The organism is Rhizobium sp. O111 (genome assembly GCF_055616315.1).
The window spans coordinates 406,623-424,673 of the sequence record NZ_JBSHXL010000003.1; the positions used below are offsets into that span (position 1 = coordinate 406,623).

Annotated in this window: 13 protein-coding genes and 2 pseudogenes; 5 read left to right on the forward strand and 10 right to left on the reverse strand. The window is 54.4% G+C overall.

All coding sequences use genetic code 11. The features are described 5' to 3' along the window. Nucleotides 1-95: 95 nt before the first annotated feature. Nucleotides 96-347: pseudogene (locus ACVTFQ_RS27655) on the reverse strand (IS110 family transposase); the annotation flags it as partial. A gap of 66 nt (nt 348-413) precedes the next feature. Between ACVTFQ_RS27655 and ACVTFQ_RS27660 the strand changes: the two are divergent. Further along, a pseudogene (locus ACVTFQ_RS27660) lies at nt 414-1,286 on the forward strand (IS3-like element IS1312 family transposase); the annotation flags it as partial. A gap of 78 nt (nt 1,287-1,364) precedes the next feature. Beyond that, the gene (locus ACVTFQ_RS27665; RefSeq protein ID WP_470424296.1) at nt 1,365-2,420 is read left to right on the forward strand and encodes an IS110 family RNA-guided transposase; all 1,056 of its coding nucleotides are present in this window, start codon (nt 1,365-1,367) and stop codon (nt 2,418-2,420) included. Nucleotides 2,421-3,034: 614 nt separating this feature from the next. On the opposite strand, the gene ACVTFQ_RS27670 is transcribed toward ACVTFQ_RS27665, so the two are convergent. The 5 genes from ACVTFQ_RS27670 to ACVTFQ_RS27690 form a co-directional block, all read right to left on the reverse strand. After that, nucleotides 3,035-3,250, reverse strand: coding sequence for a hypothetical protein (locus ACVTFQ_RS27670; protein ID WP_112950420.1), 216 nt, complete (start codon nt 3,248-3,250; stop codon nt 3,035-3,037). A gap of 322 nt (nt 3,251-3,572) precedes the next feature. Then, a complete protein-coding gene (locus ACVTFQ_RS27675; RefSeq protein ID WP_470424297.1) occupies nt 3,573-3,860 on the reverse strand; it encodes a DUF982 domain-containing protein in 288 nt (95 codons plus the stop codon). Nucleotides 3,861-4,184: 324 nt separating this feature from the next. After that, entirely contained in the window at nt 4,185-5,117 is a 933-nt protein-coding gene (locus ACVTFQ_RS27680; RefSeq protein WP_470424298.1) for a cupin domain-containing protein, read from the reverse strand. Between the two features lie 470 nt (nt 5,118-5,587). Then, complete coding sequence (locus tag ACVTFQ_RS27685) at nt 5,588-6,271, reverse strand: YoaK family protein (protein WP_470424299.1); 684 nt, start codon at nt 6,269-6,271, stop codon at nt 5,588-5,590. 63 nt (nt 6,272-6,334) lie between these two features. After that, complete coding sequence (locus ACVTFQ_RS27690) at nt 6,335-7,594, reverse strand: cupin domain-containing protein (RefSeq protein ID WP_470424300.1); 1,260 nt, start codon at nt 7,592-7,594, stop codon at nt 6,335-6,337. Between the two features lie 148 nt (nt 7,595-7,742). Between ACVTFQ_RS27690 and ACVTFQ_RS27695 the strand changes: the two genes are divergently transcribed. Genes ACVTFQ_RS27695 through ACVTFQ_RS27705 form a run of 3 tightly spaced genes read left to right on the forward strand, consistent with a single transcriptional unit; the run spans nt 7,743 to nt 10,895 of the window. After that, nucleotides 7,743-9,782, forward strand: coding sequence for an FUSC family protein (locus ACVTFQ_RS27695; RefSeq protein ID WP_112950680.1), 2,040 nt, complete (start codon nt 7,743-7,745; stop codon nt 9,780-9,782). A 13-nt stretch (nt 9,783-9,795) separates the two neighbouring features. Next, nucleotides 9,796-10,002: a DUF1656 domain-containing protein gene (locus ACVTFQ_RS27700; RefSeq protein WP_112950679.1), complete on the forward strand. Its 207-nt coding sequence runs from the start codon at nt 9,796-9,798 to the stop codon at nt 10,000-10,002. Beyond that, nucleotides 9,999-10,895 (forward strand): HlyD family secretion protein, encoded by an 897-nt coding sequence (locus tag ACVTFQ_RS27705; protein WP_112950678.1) that lies wholly within the window; start codon nt 9,999-10,001, stop codon nt 10,893-10,895. The genes ACVTFQ_RS27700 and ACVTFQ_RS27705 overlap by 4 nt, the downstream gene beginning before the upstream one ends. A 246-nt stretch (nt 10,896-11,141) precedes the next feature. On the opposite strand, the gene tnpC is transcribed toward ACVTFQ_RS27705, so the two are convergent. The 4 genes from tnpC to ACVTFQ_RS27725 all read right to left on the reverse strand — a co-directional run bounded on the left by tnpC (nt 11,142) and on the right by ACVTFQ_RS27725 (nt 17,878). After that, nucleotides 11,142-12,731 (reverse strand): IS66 family transposase, encoded by a 1,590-nt coding sequence (gene tnpC / locus ACVTFQ_RS27710; RefSeq protein WP_470424219.1) that lies wholly within the window; start codon nt 12,729-12,731, stop codon nt 11,142-11,144. A gap of 53 nt (nt 12,732-12,784) precedes the next feature. Further along, nucleotides 12,785-13,138: an IS66 family insertion sequence element accessory protein TnpB gene (tnpB, locus tag ACVTFQ_RS27715; protein WP_470424218.1), complete on the reverse strand. Its 354-nt coding sequence runs from the start codon at nt 13,136-13,138 to the stop codon at nt 12,785-12,787. Then, entirely contained in the window at nt 13,119-13,538 is a 420-nt protein-coding gene (tnpA, locus tag ACVTFQ_RS27720) for an IS66-like element accessory protein TnpA (protein WP_470424217.1), read from the reverse strand. Before tnpA ends, tnpB begins: the two co-directional genes overlap by 20 nt. A 308-nt stretch (nt 13,539-13,846) precedes the next feature. Continuing rightward, nucleotides 13,847-17,878 carry an AAA family ATPase gene (locus ACVTFQ_RS27725; RefSeq protein WP_470424301.1) on the reverse strand — a complete coding sequence of 1,344 codons (4,032 nt, stop codon included), beginning with the start codon at nt 17,876-17,878 and terminating at the stop codon, nt 13,847-13,849. Nucleotides 17,879-18,051: the final 173 nt, after the last annotated feature.

Genomic DNA, 18,051 nt, shown 5'->3' on the forward strand with positions numbered 1-18,051 from the left:
CCGATCGGAAAACAGCGAAAATCCGCCGATCAGGCCGCGCTCCTCCGCATTACGACGACCTCGTGATTAGTCAAGTTATGGCGAGGTGAGCATAACTTTACATATGGACGCACGTATTCCGGCGACATCAAGCGAACCTCATGGCCCCCAGCTCGAAGGAGACGACCGAGGAAATGGGCTCCACAACATGCTTCCATAGCAACGATACAGTTAGGATATTTGTCCGCTAGCTTCACAACGCCGTCACGATGGACTCTTCGTCGAAACACCACTTGCCCGGTCGCGTCGAGCCCAGTGACGCTGCAACTATTTTTACCAAGATCAACACCCATCAAAGCGATTTCCATGACCGATCCCTTTCCTAGTGACGTGCGGCATTGTGCCGGATGTTCGGTGGGCGAGCCATTCCATAAACACCTGTTGCGCTCGCTGTCATTGCCGAAGGGAAGTTCCCGATGACGGCTGTGTGCGAGACTTTTGGTGTTGCCCGGTCAAACATGGCGGAGCGAGTGAGACAGCGTCCTCCCAAAGCCCGTGGTCGGCCGCCGTTCGCGGATGATGATCTCGTCGACGAGATCAAAGCGATCATCTCCGAGATGCCAACCTATGGATACCGCCGGGTTCACGCGCTCTTACGCCGTAAAGCCCGTAACGAAAGCCGCTCATGGCCGAACGTCAAACGCGTTTATCGGGTGATGAAGGTGCATGGCCTGCTTCTCGAACGCCACACTGGAGCTATTGATAGCCGTCGCCACGATGGTCGTGTCGCTGTCGCTCAATCGAATTTGCGTTGGTGCTCGGACGGTTTCGAAATCGGCTGCGATAACAAAGAAAAGGTCCGCGTTGCCTTTGCGCTCGACTGCTGTGACCGCGAGGCAATTGCCCATGTCGCCACTACTGAAGGCATCAAAAGTGAAGATGTTCAGGACCTTGTCATCACGGCCGTCGAAAACCGCTTCGGCCGCATCAATATCCTTCCTAAGCCTATCGAATGGCTGACTGACAATGGATCGTGCTTTATTGCGTCAGACACGAGATCGTTGCTGCTGGACATCGGGATGGAGCCTCGTACGACCCCGGTCCGCAGCCCTCAGTCCAACGGAATGGCCGAAGCCTTCGTAAAGACGTTCAAGCGGGATTATGTCTCAGTCAATTCCATTCCGGACGCTAAAACTGTCATCGCCCAACTGCCATTGTGGTTCGAGCACTACAACACGCTTCACCCGCATAAAGCTTTGGGATATCGCTCACCGCGCGAGTTCTTAGACCGTCAAACAGAAATCTGATCCTGTCCGATGGTGTGGACACCTCCTACCGGCATCGCAATATGCCAAGATAGTAGTGTCTTTAACGGAGAGGTTGTTATGAACGGTCGCTTTATCATCGGAATTGATCTCGCAAAGAATGTATTCCAGTTGCACGGAATGGCGTCTGATGGATCAGTCGCCTTTCGAAAAAAGCTATCACGCGCAAAACTTTTGCCTTTCATAGCCGAGCATCCGACTTGCCTTGTTGCAATGGAGGCCTGCGCCGGAGCCCATCACTGGGGTCGCGAAATTGGAAAGCTGGGCCACGATGTGCGCCTTATTGCCCCTCAGTACGTCAAGCCTTTTGTAAAGCGTCAGAAAAATGATGCCGCCGACGCTGAAGCCATCGCTGAGGCGGCTTCACGACCCACCATGCGATTTGTTGGCGTGAAAACTCACCGCCAGCAGAGCCAAGCCATGGCGTTCAAAACTCGCGACCTTTTGATGGCTCAGAGAACGCAAACTATAAATGCCCTTCGCGGACACTTTGCGGAATACGGAATTGTCGTCCCAACAGGCCCGCAAAACATTCGCCAACTTGCCGCAGTCTTACACGAACCGGAGCCAGATTTGCCGGAGGCAGTTGTCGAGCTCGGTCGAGAACTCCTGAAGCACCTTCAGATGCTCAATGAACGCATTCAAACACTGGACGAGGTCGTGAGAAAGGCCGCACAGTCGGATGAAACAGCACGACGGCTTATGAAGGTTCCGGGGATAGGGCCGATAACTGCTGCAGCAATGGTCGCTCTTTCTCCAGATACATCAACCTTCTCCAAGGGCAGGGATTTTGCGGCCTGGCTTGGACTCACGCCGAAACAGGACTCTACAGGGGGTAAAACACGTCTTGGAAAGACGTCAAAGATGGGCCAACGTGATCTTAGGCGACTCTTGATTATCGGCGCGATGGCAGTTGTTCGACACACTGCCAAACAGGTCAGTGAAAAAGAGTCGTGGCTTGGGCGAATGCTAGCGCGCAAACCAAAGATGCTAGTGGCAGTGGCGTTGGCAAACAAAATTGCTCGTGTCGCTTGGGCGTTGATGGCTCGCGGCGGGGTATATGAATCTCCAGCTACCGTCCTGACTGCGGCGGCTAGAGTGTCGGCATGCGCGTGATCTAAGCGGAGGTTTATGGGCGAAAGTTGAGAGTGACGGGATCGGAAACCCAGTTAAAAACCACGTGCCCCGAGCACGCCTGTCCGATGTGGACCGAATCCCCGCACGAACCATAATGGCCAGCATCTAAAGCGATGCACTTCAACAGGCCGGACACACGACGGAACTCAACCGCATGCTCATGACCGAAGAAAAAATCACTTGCATTGCGAGAGGTGTCCACACACGGTTTTTAAGGGGCAACTCCAACTCTATGAAATCCCAAATGGCGAAGTTGACGCAACGAGGTAGTTACCCTAGCAATCTTTGCCATCTCAGATGCACGCGCTCGCCTACCCGATTGCGTCGACTTTGTATTCTCCATCTAAAGTCCTCTAATCTATGCAGAGCGAAGCTCCGACCTGCTTCTCATTTCGCTCTTTATCTCGACATTCCCCTGTCCGCACGGACGTGGATCTAACGCGGGAAACGCCTTCTGATTTCCATATCCGAAAGCAAAAAAGTTGGCGTCATATCCATTGGCGTAGCGCAACTATACTCAGGTATGGGGCAGCCAGAAGCGCGAAGCGCCAAACTGCCTTTGAGTAGTGTGCATACCGTCGGGCAGGTTCCGCTTAGGCCCCTAGCATCGCATCGATCTGCGCGATGAGGGCGGCGTAAGTTTCGATATGATTGCGATATTCGTCTCTGATGGCGTGCGTGACATTGATCAACGGACCATCTCTCTCTTGACGAAAATGCTGAATATTATTCCCATCCAAGTCAGACAGGCGCCCATGGTACGCCTCCAAGCGATCCTCTGCCTCCGCGCGGATTTCTTCAAGCTTCATAACCTTAACTCCTATCGCAGTTGAATGGATAATCTCACAGGTGAGGAAGTTGCCTATCAGATCTGATTTGCGCGGACCCGCGGCACGGCCACCTTACGGTTCGCCTACAGTAGTATCGCTTCGGGTTTTTGCCACTAAGTGTGATAGCGTCAGCGCAGGGCTTACACCCTCATCCTATGCCCCGATTATTGGGACGCCGCCAACGTCACCTAGCGTTACAATACGAAGAGCCGATCTTTCATGCCTGCTACCGATAGCTTCATCATTTTGCGCAACTGTATTTCAAGTCGGAGGTTTCCTGCACTGTCGGATCTGGCTTACTTTAAGCGGAGATAAGCGAGCTTTCGTCCTCAACCAACATCTCGACTCTCTTTAGAAACTTCCGGAAGTTCTCTCGGACCGCAGCAAAAGGAAAACTTCCTTGCGCCGCGCGGACGCATGCATCACGCACTGTCTCGTAGGCCAGGCCCCGCATATCGTTCGGAAGGCGCTCAAGCAAATCCAATGCGCCATCAAGATCACATATCTCCTCGACGGACTGCGCTTGCCGGACAAAAACAGGCGTTTCAAATTGGTGTCTCGACATATCAAACTCGTTCAAAATCTGCAAACCAGCAACCTAATCGATGCTAAGGAGTCCGTTCCTGATAGCTGGCGCATATAAACAATACTGCGAGGTCAAAGTTCCTGTTGCGACGCGACGACCTCACGCTCAGAAGATATTGCGCTTGAACTCGATTCGAAATTATACAAGCGGCGAATTTCCCTATTCCAAGGTATGGTAGCCGCTCCGCCATGATGACCTCGCTTGGCGGTAGCACTCACGCGGCGGCCCCCTTCCCCGTCTTCCAGATCTCTGCATCGGGTCAGCAACTGCGTGCCACCGGACCGGCTTTGTCGACTGATAAAGCGCAAGATCGCATGCCCGGCACAATCAGTGTCTCAGCAACTGGCCTGCCGCATCGCCAACGATCACTGGCGGTTTGGCAACTTGGTTTCGATGAGTTCGAAACTCGACTCCAGACACGTCGCCGACAATCACTGAGCTAATGGTCCGGATCACATTCTCCTCCAATGTGCTCTGGTCAAAGATGGACACAAGATGAAGACCTTCAGCACCGGTCGCTTTCAGTGAGCGGCTGTGCCCCGCAGGAATACAGAAAACATCACCGGCTTTGATGTCGTAGCTGTCCGTGATACCAAAGGGATCACAAACCGTTACCTTTCCTGATCCCGTCATTACCGAGCTGAGCTCGTTGGTCTCTGGCTTCAACAGGCAATCAACCTGCGTACCAATTGGGACGCGGACCGAATAGACAGCCACATCCTCTAACAGAGGATACGGCTCTCGTCCGCCAGAATGCCTCGTAGCGGTCATCGACCCGCTAATGTCCCCGCCTACGTCGACAGTGAAACGGAATAGTCTGACGGGCTTCGTTGGGTTGCCTAGCCCCTTGTGACTGTTCGCGACAATATTCGACGTACGCCTGTCTGCTGCTGCAGCGGCGGACAGATCAAATCGAGATGCAACTGCGAATTCGGCTTGCCTCCCACCGATGTTGATGATCTCGTCCAATCTCCCTTGGGGAAAGAAGAAAAGGTCGCCCTGACCAACTACGAATAGTTGCCTGTTGCCAAAGCGATCGGCAATAGCAACGAGAGCATCCCCCTCAATGCACAAGCCGAACTCGTCTGCATTCGGACGCCAGCCAGTGATTTCCCCGCAGGATGCTGAGAACAGAAGCCGACGGATAGATAGATTGAAATGACACATGGCGCCGTGGCTGTCCGGGTCTCGACTGGCCGCAGAGGTTTTGGCGTCTATCCATGGCGCTGAGTTCTGACCGGGGATTATCGTGGAAGCCATCTAGGATCACCATTGCAGGATGTTCGATGACCAAATATATCCGACTGGATTATTCCCTGGCATGACCTTCGTGTTTAGTTTTACCTGAACCAAAGTGCAGGGTTTCCTAAAAGCAGCTTCAGCTGTTGACGTTCAGAAGCCGACGACCCAGTGGCCCGACCTTCCGAAGAATGCTCACCTGCTAGACTTCCTGATGATAGACGGGAAAGCAAATTTGGCGGCTTCTGGAAGCGAGAGCCGAATGCCGATGACGGAGACGCTGTGCAAGCCTGCGTAAATTTGTCTCACATTGCAAGCTCATGGCACTGTCGCGCGTTGACGAGCGAGCGCTTCAAGCCGCTGTGCAGCGTTATTGGCGGACGCTAGATCCCAGCGATCGTATTTCACGGCTCATCAATGCGTCTGAGCTCACACCATTTTTGGCATGAATAGGAGCAAGCCCAATGATTTCACCCGATGGACAGATCAGCTCAAAGGCGTCTCAGCCAGAGGAATAGCAGGAGAACTAATGCCACCGCCAACGCGCCAGTCAGACACGCAACAAGACCAAAGTGCGATAGTGATACGGCGCCAATAGAGGCCCCGATCACGAAAACCAGCCAGCTGAGGAAGTTTGAAGCAGCACGCCATTCCTGACCATTGCCGTCTTTCAGACGTGCAAGTGATTGACCAAGGCTAAACAATGCGCCGGTGATAAAGCCGCGGCCAACATCGGCACCTGCTACAACTTGGTGAAGGCTATTCTGCATTCCCATTGCGACGGCGACAACAAAAAGCGAGGGATGCAGAGCAGACATCATCGCCAATATAACGGCGATGAAAAGCATCGCCGTCTCCGCCGCGAGTGTTAGGATCAAAGAGTGAGGACCGCTGTTGTCGGAGACCCAGGTACCGGCAAAAGCTCCGAAGACGAAGGCTCCAATTACGATGAGAACGCCAAGGATCTGTGAAAGATCCGCCGTCGGGATCGATAGTCCCAAGTGCGTACTGTTCCCGCTCATGAATGAGACGTACAGGTGGTTTAGCTCAATATATGCTGCTGCATCGAGGAAGCCCGCTAAGACCGTGAGGATTGTTGCGAGCGTCAACGGATGCTTAGGGGGAATGGCCTGCGCCACACGCACCTGTCCGACTTCACCTTGCGAGATGCTCATTGTGCGATCCTTTTGGTAGGTTCGCCGCAGCGGGGTGCCACGTCCGCTGCGGCGATCTTAGACCTATCGCAGCAGCGGATTAACGCCAGTGGGGATCTGCTGGATTTCCTCGCTCGTCAGATTCGTATGAGCGCGGGCGGCCTGTTCCGGCAGAGCCCGGATCCACTGATTCAGCGAGATGTCTTGGAACTCAGAGGCAACAAACATTTCGAGGAAGACAAGGTCCTCGTCGCCGGTGTTTTCGATGTAATGACCGGCCATGTTGGAGACAAAACCGACGTCGTTCGCATTGAAGTCAACGGTACGAGCCGCTTCCTGACCTGGGAAGACGGTCATCCTGCCCTTGCCTTTGATCCAGTACTGCCACTCGCTACCGTTCGGGTGCCAATGCATCTCACGAATGCAACCAGGCTTGAGCGTGACGATCGCCGAAGCGATCTTTTCAGATGCGGGGAAGTTGCGGGAGTCGATGATCTTGACGTTTCCAGCATCGCTTTGGCGTGTCGGAACCATCGTGCTGGCCTTGAAAGTGTATGAAACCTTCGGTTTGGCCGCATACTTTGCTGCTTCAGCAATTTCTTGCTCCAGCGACTTTTCAGGTTCATCGCTCGGGAAAATGTACAGCGGCTCGCCTTTCGGGAGCTTGGCGATAGCATCCGGACCCAGACGGAAGTTCTTTTCCAGGATCTCTGGCGGCGTGTGTTTCAGCCAGTCCGAGATGAGAAGCGTGCTCTCTTCCGAGAAGTTGCCTTGATTGAAGACAAGAAGGAACTCGCAACCCTCGTCGCCCAGAGCCTGGATCGAGTGAGGAGCACCAGCCGGGAAGAGCCAAAGGTCACCCGCTTCCACATCGTCGATGAACATCGCGCCGTCAGGCGTGAACACCGTTACGCGGGCGCGGCCGGTCAGCATGATCGCCCACTCATCGGCTAGATGCCAATGCAGTTCGCGGAAGCTTCCCTTGGTCAGGCGCATGTTAACCCCGGCCATCTCTGTGGATGCGGGCAGCTCGCGGCTTGTCACCTGATGGGTCCAGCCACCTTCCTGCACGCGGCGATGCGTGAGGTCGAAAGAATACCAGAATGGCTCAACCACACCGTGATCTGTTGGGGGTGGCACATCCGAGTTTGGATTGATCTTCATCAGGGCCAAGTTTTTGGGCCCTTGATTGCTGGAGGAGATGTCGCGCTCCGCCCGAAATGTTTCCCCGGCGAGCGCCCCATAGATAGATGCTTCACCTGATTTCGCTTCAGACATGACGGGACCTTTCTTAAATTTTTTCGGGGTTGGATAGAAATTCGACCCCGATGGTTCTTCAAACATCGTTGGGGACGCCAATCTGCTAGCCGAAATGGCCCGAGCTAAAAATTACACCCTTGTATAGGTCCGGCCGACCTCACGTATGGTTCATCCATCGCGTGCCAAACCTATACTCATGACAGAGCCAACTGGAGCTGCATGAAAGATTCCAATGGAAACCACTAGTCAAAGCCAGTCTAACCTGTGCCCTCATCAGCGCTTGGTTACTTGGTTCCTTTCACTACCCCTAGCCTCGTTAAAGCCGCGTATTCTGTTCAGCTTCCGGTTGTCGGCGTCGGTTTGTCTAGCTCTATTCATCACATACTGGCTAGAGCTTCAAAATTCGTTTTGGGCAGCGACAACGGCGGCAATCGTTTGCCAGCCCAATCTCGGAGCATCTCTGCAGAAGGGTCGCTATCGCGTCCTTGGGACGATAATTGGTGCAATTGCAATCGTCACATGCCTGGCGTTCTTCGCCCAGCAACGTAACACGGTGATCCTACTACTGTCTCTATGGTGCGGCTTATGCGGTTGCGCGGTAGTGATGTTGCGTAACTATGCATCTTATGCTGCGGGTCTCTCCGGCATAACGGCCACAATCATTTTCGCGGATGCAATTTCGGACCCCACAACTGCATTCTTTCTGGCTTTGACGAGAGTTGGCGAAATATGTATCGGCATCGGCGCCGCTGCGCTTGTCGCACTGCTGACCGAGAATGCGGCAGCGGCTCGTCAACTATCCAACACATTAGAAAGCACGACCAACCAACTTATTAGAGGGTTTGACGATTCATTAGATCCAGCCCATGCGAACGCGGACCAGACAGTGATCCGTCACGATATTGTCCGCTCCCTTGGCTTACTGCGTAATCAGGTCGATGCCGCAGTCGGAGAGTCATCGTACCTCCATTCTCGTAGAGGCAACATGCGCCTCACACTTGAGCACCTCCTCGCAGCTCTTGTTGGCTGGCGAAATATTGATCATTTAGGCTCCGCCGATGAAGACCAGATCCACGAAGCCAAGGCCAAAGCGCACCGCATGGTTACTGATCTCGACGGCGTACGAAGCAAAAGTGACCACACCACCTTTGCCCGGACATGTCGGACCGCCTTAGCAGAACTGGAATGTAGCGAGCACGAATGTCCCGGCGCTCAAATCGTGACCGACGGCTTGATCGAAATTATTAGGTTCTTGGAAGCTACCGGAGATTGCCAGGCCCTACTTGGCGTCGAGGGAAGCCCTGCTCGTGAGGGCAGATTTTGGCTGCCACTTGTAATGGACCCACTCCCGATTTTGCTCGCGGGTTTGCGAGTGTTTGCCGCGGTCCTGCTTACCTCGATCTTTTGGGTGGAGACAGCCTGGTCAATCGGCCAATTCTGTATCGTATTCGCAGCAATTGCCACATTGGTGTTTGCGTCATTCGGAGACGAAGCGAGAGCTCTGTCATTGGATTATTCGACAGGCGCCTCACTTATGGTCGCAGTTGGCGGTGTGATATATTTTGCGATCCTGCCAGCGCTCAACAGCTATCCTGAATTGCTTTCGGTGCTGATGATTTTCCTAGCCGTCGTTGGCTTCATGCAAGCGGGAAAGTGGCACAGTGTTATCTTCCTCGCGATGTCTGTGTGTTGCCTTCCGATATTGGGCATCGGAAATCCGCCGGTTTACAACGCCACGAATTATTTCAACCTCTCCTCTGCAATTCTTGCGGGGTCGGTCTTTGGTACTGTCATGTTTGCAGTATTCCCAACAATCAGTCCCCTTGTGAGAGAGCGTCGTTTGATTGCGCGTTCCCAAAGCGATCTTAGAGCGATGCTCCGCGACACCACACCGATATCCCCGTTGCGATGGATACGAGCACATGCTGCGAGCCTATGCGCCCTTCCACCCGGTTCAAGCGACGCGCAGTTCACCGAGTTGGTGGCGATTTCAGCGGCCAGCCGGTCAATCAGCAGATTAAGGAGGCAAATGGCTTCCTATTCTGAACTCTCGACCCTGCAGTGCACCTTCGAGGATCTCGCTGAGGGTAAACTGTTAAAGGCCGAACAGGGTATCAAGCAAATGGACGAACTTGCGGCCTCACCGGCAATTTCCGCCCCTCGCACTACGAGCATCCATGTTCGAGCTGAACTCAGGGTTCTCCTCGACATCATCAAAGCACATGGCTCGCTGTTTCGACCAGACTTTGCCGTTTCCCAAAATCACCCCTGAGGGAGTTACCTCAATGTATTCAGAAGTGAACATCTTGGGTGTCTATGTTGCGCCGTTCGTCGTGATGATGATCGCGGCTTGGATCGCTACGTTGCCTGTGCTGATGCTCAGCAACCGCTACAGCCTGCCCAGACTAGTTTGGCATCGCGGCCTCTTCAACCTGTCAATCTACCTAATCATCCTAGCCATAATTGTCGTACTATCCGGAGCAAAAACATGACGACCATAGAGTCTGCCTCGGCACGTCCCTCGTCCTGGAAACGGGGCGTCCCATTCCTCATCACATTGATTGCAGTATCGCTCGCTTCGCTCGGCGGCTGGGCTATCTGGAAGAACTACATGCAAACCGCGTGGACACGCGACGGCACCGTTCGAGCATATGTGGTCACTGTCACCCCCCAGGTCTCTGGGAGGGTTGCGAACCTCGCTGTCAAGGCCGACCAATTTGTGAAGAAAGGCGACCTCCTGATGACTATCGAGCCTTCTGATTTCCAAATCGAGGTCGCAAGCGCAGAGGCTGCGGTCGCTATCGCCAAGGCGGATATGGAAAACAAGCAGGCCGAAGCGGACAGGCGAGTGAAGCTGGATGAGCTAACTGTGTCTAAGGAATCCGAGCAAACTTACATAACTACCGCAAACATGGCGGCCGCGACCTACAGGCAGGCCCGTGCCAACCTCGACAAAGCACATCTCGATCTTGACCGCACACGGATCGTGTCGCCTGTCGATGGTTATGTCACAAACTTGGCCATTCAGCCTGGCGACTATGCAAGCGATGGGCAGAGGGCCCTGTCCGTGGTGGATAGCAATAGCTTCTGGGTCGATGCGTACTTTGAGGAGACTCTTCTCAGCAAGGTTGATGTTGGGGACAAGGCAATGGTGAAGCTGATGGCTTACCCGATGAAACTAGACGGGCGCGTCGTTGGCGTCGGAAGGGGAATTTCGGTTGCTAACGCTGATGCTGATGCTTCGGGGCTTGCAACGGTCAATCCGGTGTTCACCTGGGTGCGTCTTGCGCAGCGCGTGCCAGTACGGGTTGAACTTGATAACCCGCTCCCTCCAGAAGTCCGGCTTGCCGCTGGCTTGACTGCAACCGTTTCAGTTGGCCGATAGCTCACAATGCCAGTACCAGAAATGGATACCATCCCGAGGCTCGTGGCCGAACTGATCAAAGCTGCCAATTCAAGCGCCCAACTGAGCGACGTCCAAATGGGCCTTCTGTTGAACCGCGCTGTGACAGCGATGACCGGGCTTTGTTCGGGAATCTTAGACGAAGAAGCGTAAGCGCGATTTTCGATGCACATTGACGTAGGCGGCATCACCGCACCGGCCGCATTTGCGAAGCGATATCCCGGTCCATCAATTGGCGGGGGTTTTGGAGAAGCGGAACGGAAGTAAGTCGCCAATGCCGGCAGTTTCTTCGCGCTGAGGTAACTCAGTGAGGACGTGGCGCAGCCAGGCGAGCGGATCGACGCCGCAGGCGCGGCAGGTCAGCATGAGGCTGTAAATCACAGCGCTGGCCTTGGCTCCGTCAGCGGTGTCGCTGAACAGCCACGATTTTCTTCCGGTCGCAAAAACTCTAATGTCACGTTCCAGAACGTTGTTATCGATCGGCATCCTACCGTCGTTGATGTAGCGCGCCAGATAACCCCATTGGTTCAGGGTGTAGGACACGGCATCGCCGAGCTTGGTATCCGGCACGACCTTCGGCGCGATATTGTCGAGCCATGACTTGAGTGCGTTCAGTACAGGTAGGCTGTGCTGCTGCCGGAAACGGCGAACGCAATCGGCCTGCGTTTCACCGGCGTTAGGCTTGCTCTCTCGTGCCTGCTTTTCGATCCGATAGAGCTGCTCGAAGAACCGGAGCGCCTGCTCCGGCGGTCCGCCTCCATTCTTCCTGGTTTTGAGAGCCTCGACAAAGCGCCGCCGTGAATGAGCCATGCATCCGACATGGGTTGCGCCATGCAATGTGCGCCAGGCTGTGTAGCCATCGCTCACTAATATGCCGCGGTAGTCGCCGAGAAAGGTCTGAGGGTGGACCTGACCGCGGCCCGGCTGGTAGTCGAGGAGCACGATTGGCTCGTCACTGTCCTCGCTGCTGCGGTACGCCCACATGTACGACGTGCTGGTGGCTTCCTTGTTCTTTTCCTTCAACACCTGAACCGTCGTCTCATCGCCATGAATGAGAGGCTGCGACTGAAGCTTCAGCCTCAGCGCATCGTAGATACGATGCAGATGCCTCTCGCTCGAACCGATCACCCAGTGAGCAAGAGTACCCCGGCTGATAGGTACGCCGGCTCGCTCGAATGTTTGCGCCACGCGGTAGAGCGGTGTGCCGTCGACGTATTTATGGACGAGCGCGAAGGCGAGCGTCGAGGCGGTAGCAATGCTGCCCGGCAGAGGCTGCTTCGGCATAGGCGCGATCACGACAGGCGTGTTAATCCCGGTGCGGTCGCAATGACGGCAAGCGTACTTGAACCGCACATTCTGCAGGACCTTTGCCTTGACCTCGATATGGAGCTGCTCGGTAACGGCCTCGCCCATGCGATGCATTTGGTTGTTGCAGCACGGACAGGCCTTCTGATCGTCAGCAAGGTCGTATTCGACACGCTCGCGCGGCAGGTCTTCTGGTAGAGGTCTGCGACCCCGCTTTTTACCCACGGCGCTATCGACTGCTGGCAGGCCTGTATCCGGGAGGTCGGCAACGTCGTCGCCATAATCACGATCACTCTCGTCCGCGGCTTCTTCGGCTTCGTTGAAGAGGCGGTCAATGTGCTTTTCGCTGCGCGGCGCAAATCGATGCAGCCTTGCGAGCGCCAGTTCTTCTTCCAGCTTGACGACCCGTTGCGAGAGCGCTTCCTTCTCAACCTTGAGCGCAGCGATTTCGGCGGCATTTGCCGCCAACTGCGCCATCAGTTCTGCAACGCTTGGTTCGCTGGCCCGAGTCATCAGATTCTTGAATCTGAACCGCCCCCGCGCGTCAACAGCTCAATTCGCCATCTTCAGCCGGCGATCTGATATTGCCGCACCGGATGGCGCACCATCGCGTCGATATCGATGCCGTCGAGGATCCAGTGCAGTTGCTCGGTCGAGAGCATCACCACCGCAGTCTCTCGGCGGGGCCAGCGGAACCTGTCTTCCGTCAACTTCTTCAGCACCATGACAAAGCCGGACCGATCAAAGAACAACAACTTCATCCGGTCACGACGCCGATTGCAAAAGGCAAACACCGCAGGAGCAAACGGATCCATCGACATCGTCTCCTGCACCAGGACCGCGAGGCTGTTGATGCCCGCGCGGAAGTCGATCGGCTCCCGATGGAGGTAGACCTTCAGATCAGCGCCCAGTCTGAACATGACCCAACGCTCCTATGATTGCGATCAGTCCACTCTCATCGTCGCACTCAACGGTCAGGCTGATCCCGTTGGGCAGGAGTGCGCTCACCTTGGATGCATGACACGGCTTGCACACCGCCACGCTCTTCGTCAGTAAATCGCCGCCAGAACCCGGCCGCATAGATGGAGCAATCTGAACTGGAACGAAGGCCGAGACCGATGGCGAAGGACGCTGCTCCAGGGCCTTCTTTATCCACTTACGAACGAGATTGGCATTCACACCGTATTCCCGTGCTAGCCGAGAGACCGAAACGCCGGGTTCTAAACACGCTGCGACGAGCTGATCACGAGAAGCAGGGTCATATCGACGGCGGCCGTCGCGGCCAACAAGCCGCACTTGCAGTTTAAGAGCATCGTCCATGATTTGGTGTCCACCTATTTTTGGTGGACACTTCATGCATCAGAGCACTGCGCTTCAGAAGGCGCATGGAAATTCGCGCTTACGAAGAAGCAACTGTGGCCGTAAGAGAAGCTGCGGCGACGCAACTCGACGCAGCAAAGTTCGGCTTGTCCGCAGCCACACCCACTGAAAGAAGGGCTGCACTACTTCTGAACGCAGAGATGCTGAGGGAGACAAGGATTGTGATCACGGAATATAAAAAGCTGTGATGCAGGACTGCCGTCGAGACTAAACCCACAGCGACTGGCCGACAGTACCGCTAAAGGACGTCACATTGGTGTCACTGAGACATCATCCGATGACGCGGTCGGATTAACCGTGACTGGGAGATTGAAGATCATTGTAGTTCCGGAGGCATTTGAGCTCCCTATGCTCAATCCTCCCCCATGAACTTCGGCAATGGTCTTACAGATCGCCAAACCCATCCCAAGCCCGTTTCCTTTAGTGGTGAAAAACGGGTCGAATATCGAATCCCGAGCTGATGCGGGAATTCCACTGCCACTGTCAGATACAGCTACAACCACGGAAGTCTCACGGACATCACTCTTAATACGGAGAGTCTTGGGGCCGATTTGCCCTTCCATGGAGTCGAGTGCATTTGTGATTAGGTTCAACACAACTTGTTGTACCTGAATGGAATCTGCGAAAATCAGGCCTCCGTCCGCAAGTGAGCAATCTATCTCGACCCCTTCTGTACGGCTATCGGTTTTCACCACTTCAAGCACATCATTGATCACATCATTCATAGAGATAAATTCTAGATTTGCTGGCGACTGCTTTGCCAATGACCGAAGTGCTTGGATGATACTGCTGGCACGTATGCTGGCCTGCTCAATTTTTTCAAAGTTGTTGATCGCTTTATCTAATTGCGGAACAGACTGGCGGATCCACCTCAAACCGGCATTTGCGTGAGTAACGATTGCCGAAAGAGGTTGGTTCACTTCGTGAGCGATTGACGCGGCCATCCCGCCTAAAACTGTGATGTGCGAATTCTTGATAAGGTCAGCGCGGGCATTAACCAGCTCGCTTTCGCGGAACTGTTGCGCGGCCTGCCCAGACCTGTTTGCCTCAAGCTGCGACTTCAGAAGGATTGCTTTGGCGGAAGCAAGCGCGAAAAGCTCTATAGCTTGCTCCGTCTCATATGAGAACGCATCGCTGACCGCATTGTTCTCAAGATAGAGAACCGAGAACACCCGATCTTGCTCCTTTAGCGGAACGCAAAGCAGTGACTTCACTGGGCATTCGCGCAAACTAGCTCCGTGATCGGCACCCGCCTCTAGACTAGCATGGCCATATCGCAGCGAGTGCGCACTCTCCTTTACCAGTTTGATAATTGAAGCTGGAGCCATCTCATTTGAAAAATCCGCCTTATTCGAGATGATGTTTGCAACGCCATCGCGAAGCCAAGTATTAGCAACAATCGACAGGGCATCACCCTCGACACTTATCAGTTGCCCGCGCATTGCCCCTGAAAACTTGGCCGCGGCGACGACAAGCTCGCTTGTCAGCCCCACTGAGAGGTCGATATGATTGGGTTCCGCCGGGCTTTCAAGTGAACCTGATAGAATATCAGCGAATTCTGACCGAAGCCGCTCTGCGTGTTGAGAGGCACCCCATTTGCGGTAACATGACTGCGCTTGACGGATGTGTTCTGCGGTGACAACCGGCAAGCCTGCATCCCGAGCGAGCTGCGCTGCCCGCTCATGAGCGAAAGCGAGTTCTTGCCATAGCTCCGCGCTTCGGGCGGCGCTAATAGACTCCTCGTAAAAACGGAGCGCTGTAATTGTATCGCCAGCTGCTCTTGATATTTCGGCATCGATGAGTTTTAGTTTGTTGGTGAAAGTTGTGGGATTATGCCTCGCGAACTCCTCAACGGCGGCGCGATGGACCCGCCCTTGGATGTCGTCTCCCAGAATTTGCGCGACCAGCGCAGAATAGAAATGCAAGTCGGCAATGTGAATGTGCGCCGGAGTGGTCCACTTCCACTTAGCGGCGTTGCGAAGGTAATCTGCCGCAATTTGCATGTGTCCATGGAAGACCGCAGCTATTCCATCAAATAGGTGGCCCCAAAATACCAGCGGCGACATTTCAGAAGCTCGATCAGACGTCGCAAGCGTGACTAACTCACCCGGCTCGAAGGTTCGTTCCCTCAGTGCCTTTACGAAGGCTAGCTGCACCTCCAGAATACGCACAACTTCAACGAAGCCGACGCTGGTAGCCATGGCGATACCACGATTGGCTTCATTTGCGACGACTGATAGAGGTGCGCCCATTGCCAACAAGTCGGAGACGACATGATTTGTAGCAAAACAAGCCATCGTGAGGTCGCCGCTACTTTTTCCGTGCTCAAATGCCTCCCTTGCTCTCGACAACGAGTATGAAAGCGGACGAAGCCAAACGCTCACCTGATCGAGCGCCACAAGAGCCGAGGTACGGTACCCCTGAAATGACGTTTCATGGGAGAGCGCTACGGCCGCCTCTGCCATCGCGAGCGCTGTATGATAGTCACCGTATTCACTCGCAATCGCGACACCACACCAAGCCAAACCGTAACACGTCGCTTCCGATACTCCATGGATCGCTGACAACTCGACAATCTTCGCTACATGAAGAAATTTCAAGTTGTCATCGGAAAAGAAAGAGGCCTGGAGCGTCGCCAGTAGATCCATTGCGACAACTATCGCTTTGTCTTGTAGGCGCGGGTAGGAGCTAATGTTCTCTAAGGACAGCGTTGCCAGTGCTGTCCTCATATTTTTGTAACCTTCGTCAATCTCACTCTTCGAAGGCCGACGTGGTACGCATATACCAAGGCAATGAAGCCCCCAAAGGGCGCCCTCTATCGCCTCCTCGAACTTGCCTCTGAGAATGAGGACTGCGGCCTTCAGCCGTATGGCGCGAGCCTCTTGCAACGGCGAGGCTGCCAATGAACGGAGACTTTCGAGCTCGGCGTCATCAACTGCGGCGCCGTGTATCTCGACCAGCAACGTGCAGCGAAGTTCCGCAAAATCCCATACGTAGGACGCTGGTACATCCGCAAGTTCGATAAGCTCGATTCCCTTTTCTGCATAGCGAAGTGCCCCCTCGGGTGCCCCAACCGTCTTCGCGATCTGTGCCCCTTGATATAACGCTTCGACCGCAATGGCAGCATGCTCTAAAAGGATTGGATCATACTTTGCTTTGACAATCTGCTCAGCGACCGCAAGGTGTTGATCCGTAGAACCCGCCCCAGCTTGCAGCATGCTTCTCGCAATCCTTGCATGAAGTGCTGTTCGCTGGTCTCGATCTAGCGTCTTACGCACATATTCGCGTACAGCATCGTGCGCGAACTGGCATGTGTGGCCATCGGTACGGATGAGGCCAAGTGCCGTCGCGGGTTGTAGAGCGCGTTCGATCTGCTCCATGTTTAGATAGGTCGCCGCCCCAAGGATAGAGTGAGCACTCTGAAAGCCTACGCAAGAAGCGAATTCCAAAATTGACCTGGTCTCTTTGGGGAACTCCGAGATGATGCGGCCCAAAAGCGAGTGCAGACCCCAGTTCTTCTGGTCGGAAACGAACTGGGCCAAGTCCGGGGCAGACTCAGCCTGGTTCAGGACATCCAGAATCAATTGAATGTGAAACGGATTTCCGGCCGCAACAGACTGCACAAGCCTTGCTAGCGATTTAGCCGTATCGCCGTACCGCTGAGCTGAGATCAAGCCCTCAACTGCCTCGTAGGGCAGAGTTTTTAAAAGGATATCTGTTACTCTCACAGCTGAATTACCGAGAAAATCAGCCAATCCTCGTTCGCGAAACTGCTTAGAGTCGTCTGGCCGATATGTTGCTACCAGCAACATATCCTTTATGCCTTTCTCTGAAAGGGCACGCATGAGGCGAACCGAGCTGTCATCAAGCCATTGGATATCATCGACGAACATTACCAAAGGTTCTGTTGGCGAAGCGTTTCTCTGGATTGTCTCGATCAACCGATCTCGGACTCGCGATGCTGAGGACAAGGCACCCGCGTCGCGCACCCGCGTTAATTCCTCAAGCTCATCAGCGGGAAGCAGCCAGCCCAAAGCCTTTAAAACAGCATTGTATGGAACCCGCCGAAGCGTTTCGTCAGCCTTCCCAATCGCAATTCTTAGGTTTTTAGAATTTCCGAGAAATGCAGTGACAACCGTTGTCTTCCCGTACCCCGCTGGCCCGCCGACCAACACGATTTCACCGTAGCCCGTTTTCGAAACCCGCTCGTACGCCTGCCGCAATGTAGCGAGTTCGGAGTCCCGTCCAAAAATTTGGCGGTCACCAAAAACGTAAGTCATGTTTCACCGTTGCAGGTTGCGCTCTAAATTCCCGAAAAACCGCCAAAAGCGCCTAGTGTCAAGGACACAGCTCGCGGGTGGCGCTCTTCGCGCATGTAATCTTCAAGTTCCAGTCATTTTATACAAGAATGAGCGGGCCGTTGGATACAAGTTGCGCGTCATGAGCAGCTTCG

Excerpts from the sequence above, each read along its gene's own strand:
- ACVTFQ_RS27700 (WP_112950679.1), top strand. The coding sequence starts at position 9,796 with ATGTATTCAGAAGTGAACATCTTGGGTGTCTATGTTGCGCCGTTCGTC.
- ACVTFQ_RS27670 (WP_112950420.1), bottom strand. The coding sequence starts at position 3,250 with ATGAAGCTTGAAGAAATCCGCGCGGAGGCAGAGGATCGCTTGGAGGCG.
- ACVTFQ_RS27685 (WP_470424299.1), bottom strand. The coding sequence starts at position 6,271 with ATGAGCATCTCGCAAGGTGAAGTCGGACAGGTGCGTGTGGCGCAGGCC.
- tnpB (WP_470424218.1), bottom strand. The coding sequence starts at position 13,138 with ATGTTCAGACTGGGCGCTGATCTGAAGGTCTACCTCCATCGGGAGCCG.
- tnpA (WP_470424217.1), bottom strand. The coding sequence starts at position 13,538 with ATGGACGATGCTCTTAAACTGCAAGTGCGGCTTGTTGGCCGCGACGGC.
- ACVTFQ_RS27695 (WP_112950680.1), top strand. The coding sequence starts at position 7,743 with ATGGAAACCACTAGTCAAAGCCAGTCTAACCTGTGCCCTCATCAGCGC.
- ACVTFQ_RS27665 (WP_470424296.1), top strand. The coding sequence starts at position 1,365 with ATGAACGGTCGCTTTATCATCGGAATTGATCTCGCAAAGAATGTATTC.
- ACVTFQ_RS27680 (WP_470424298.1), bottom strand. The coding sequence starts at position 5,117 with ATGGCTTCCACGATAATCCCCGGTCAGAACTCAGCGCCATGGATAGAC.
- ACVTFQ_RS27705 (WP_112950678.1), top strand. The coding sequence starts at position 9,999 with ATGACGACCATAGAGTCTGCCTCGGCACGTCCCTCGTCCTGGAAACGG.
- tnpC (WP_470424219.1), bottom strand. The coding sequence starts at position 12,731 with ATGACTCGGGCCAGCGAACCAAGCGTTGCAGAACTGATGGCGCAGTTG.
- ACVTFQ_RS27725 (WP_470424301.1), bottom strand. The coding sequence starts at position 17,878 with ATGACTTACGTTTTTGGTGACCGCCAAATTTTTGGACGGGACTCCGAA.
- ACVTFQ_RS27690 (WP_470424300.1), bottom strand. The coding sequence starts at position 7,594 with ATGTTTGAAGAACCATCGGGGTCGAATTTCTATCCAACCCCGAAAAAA.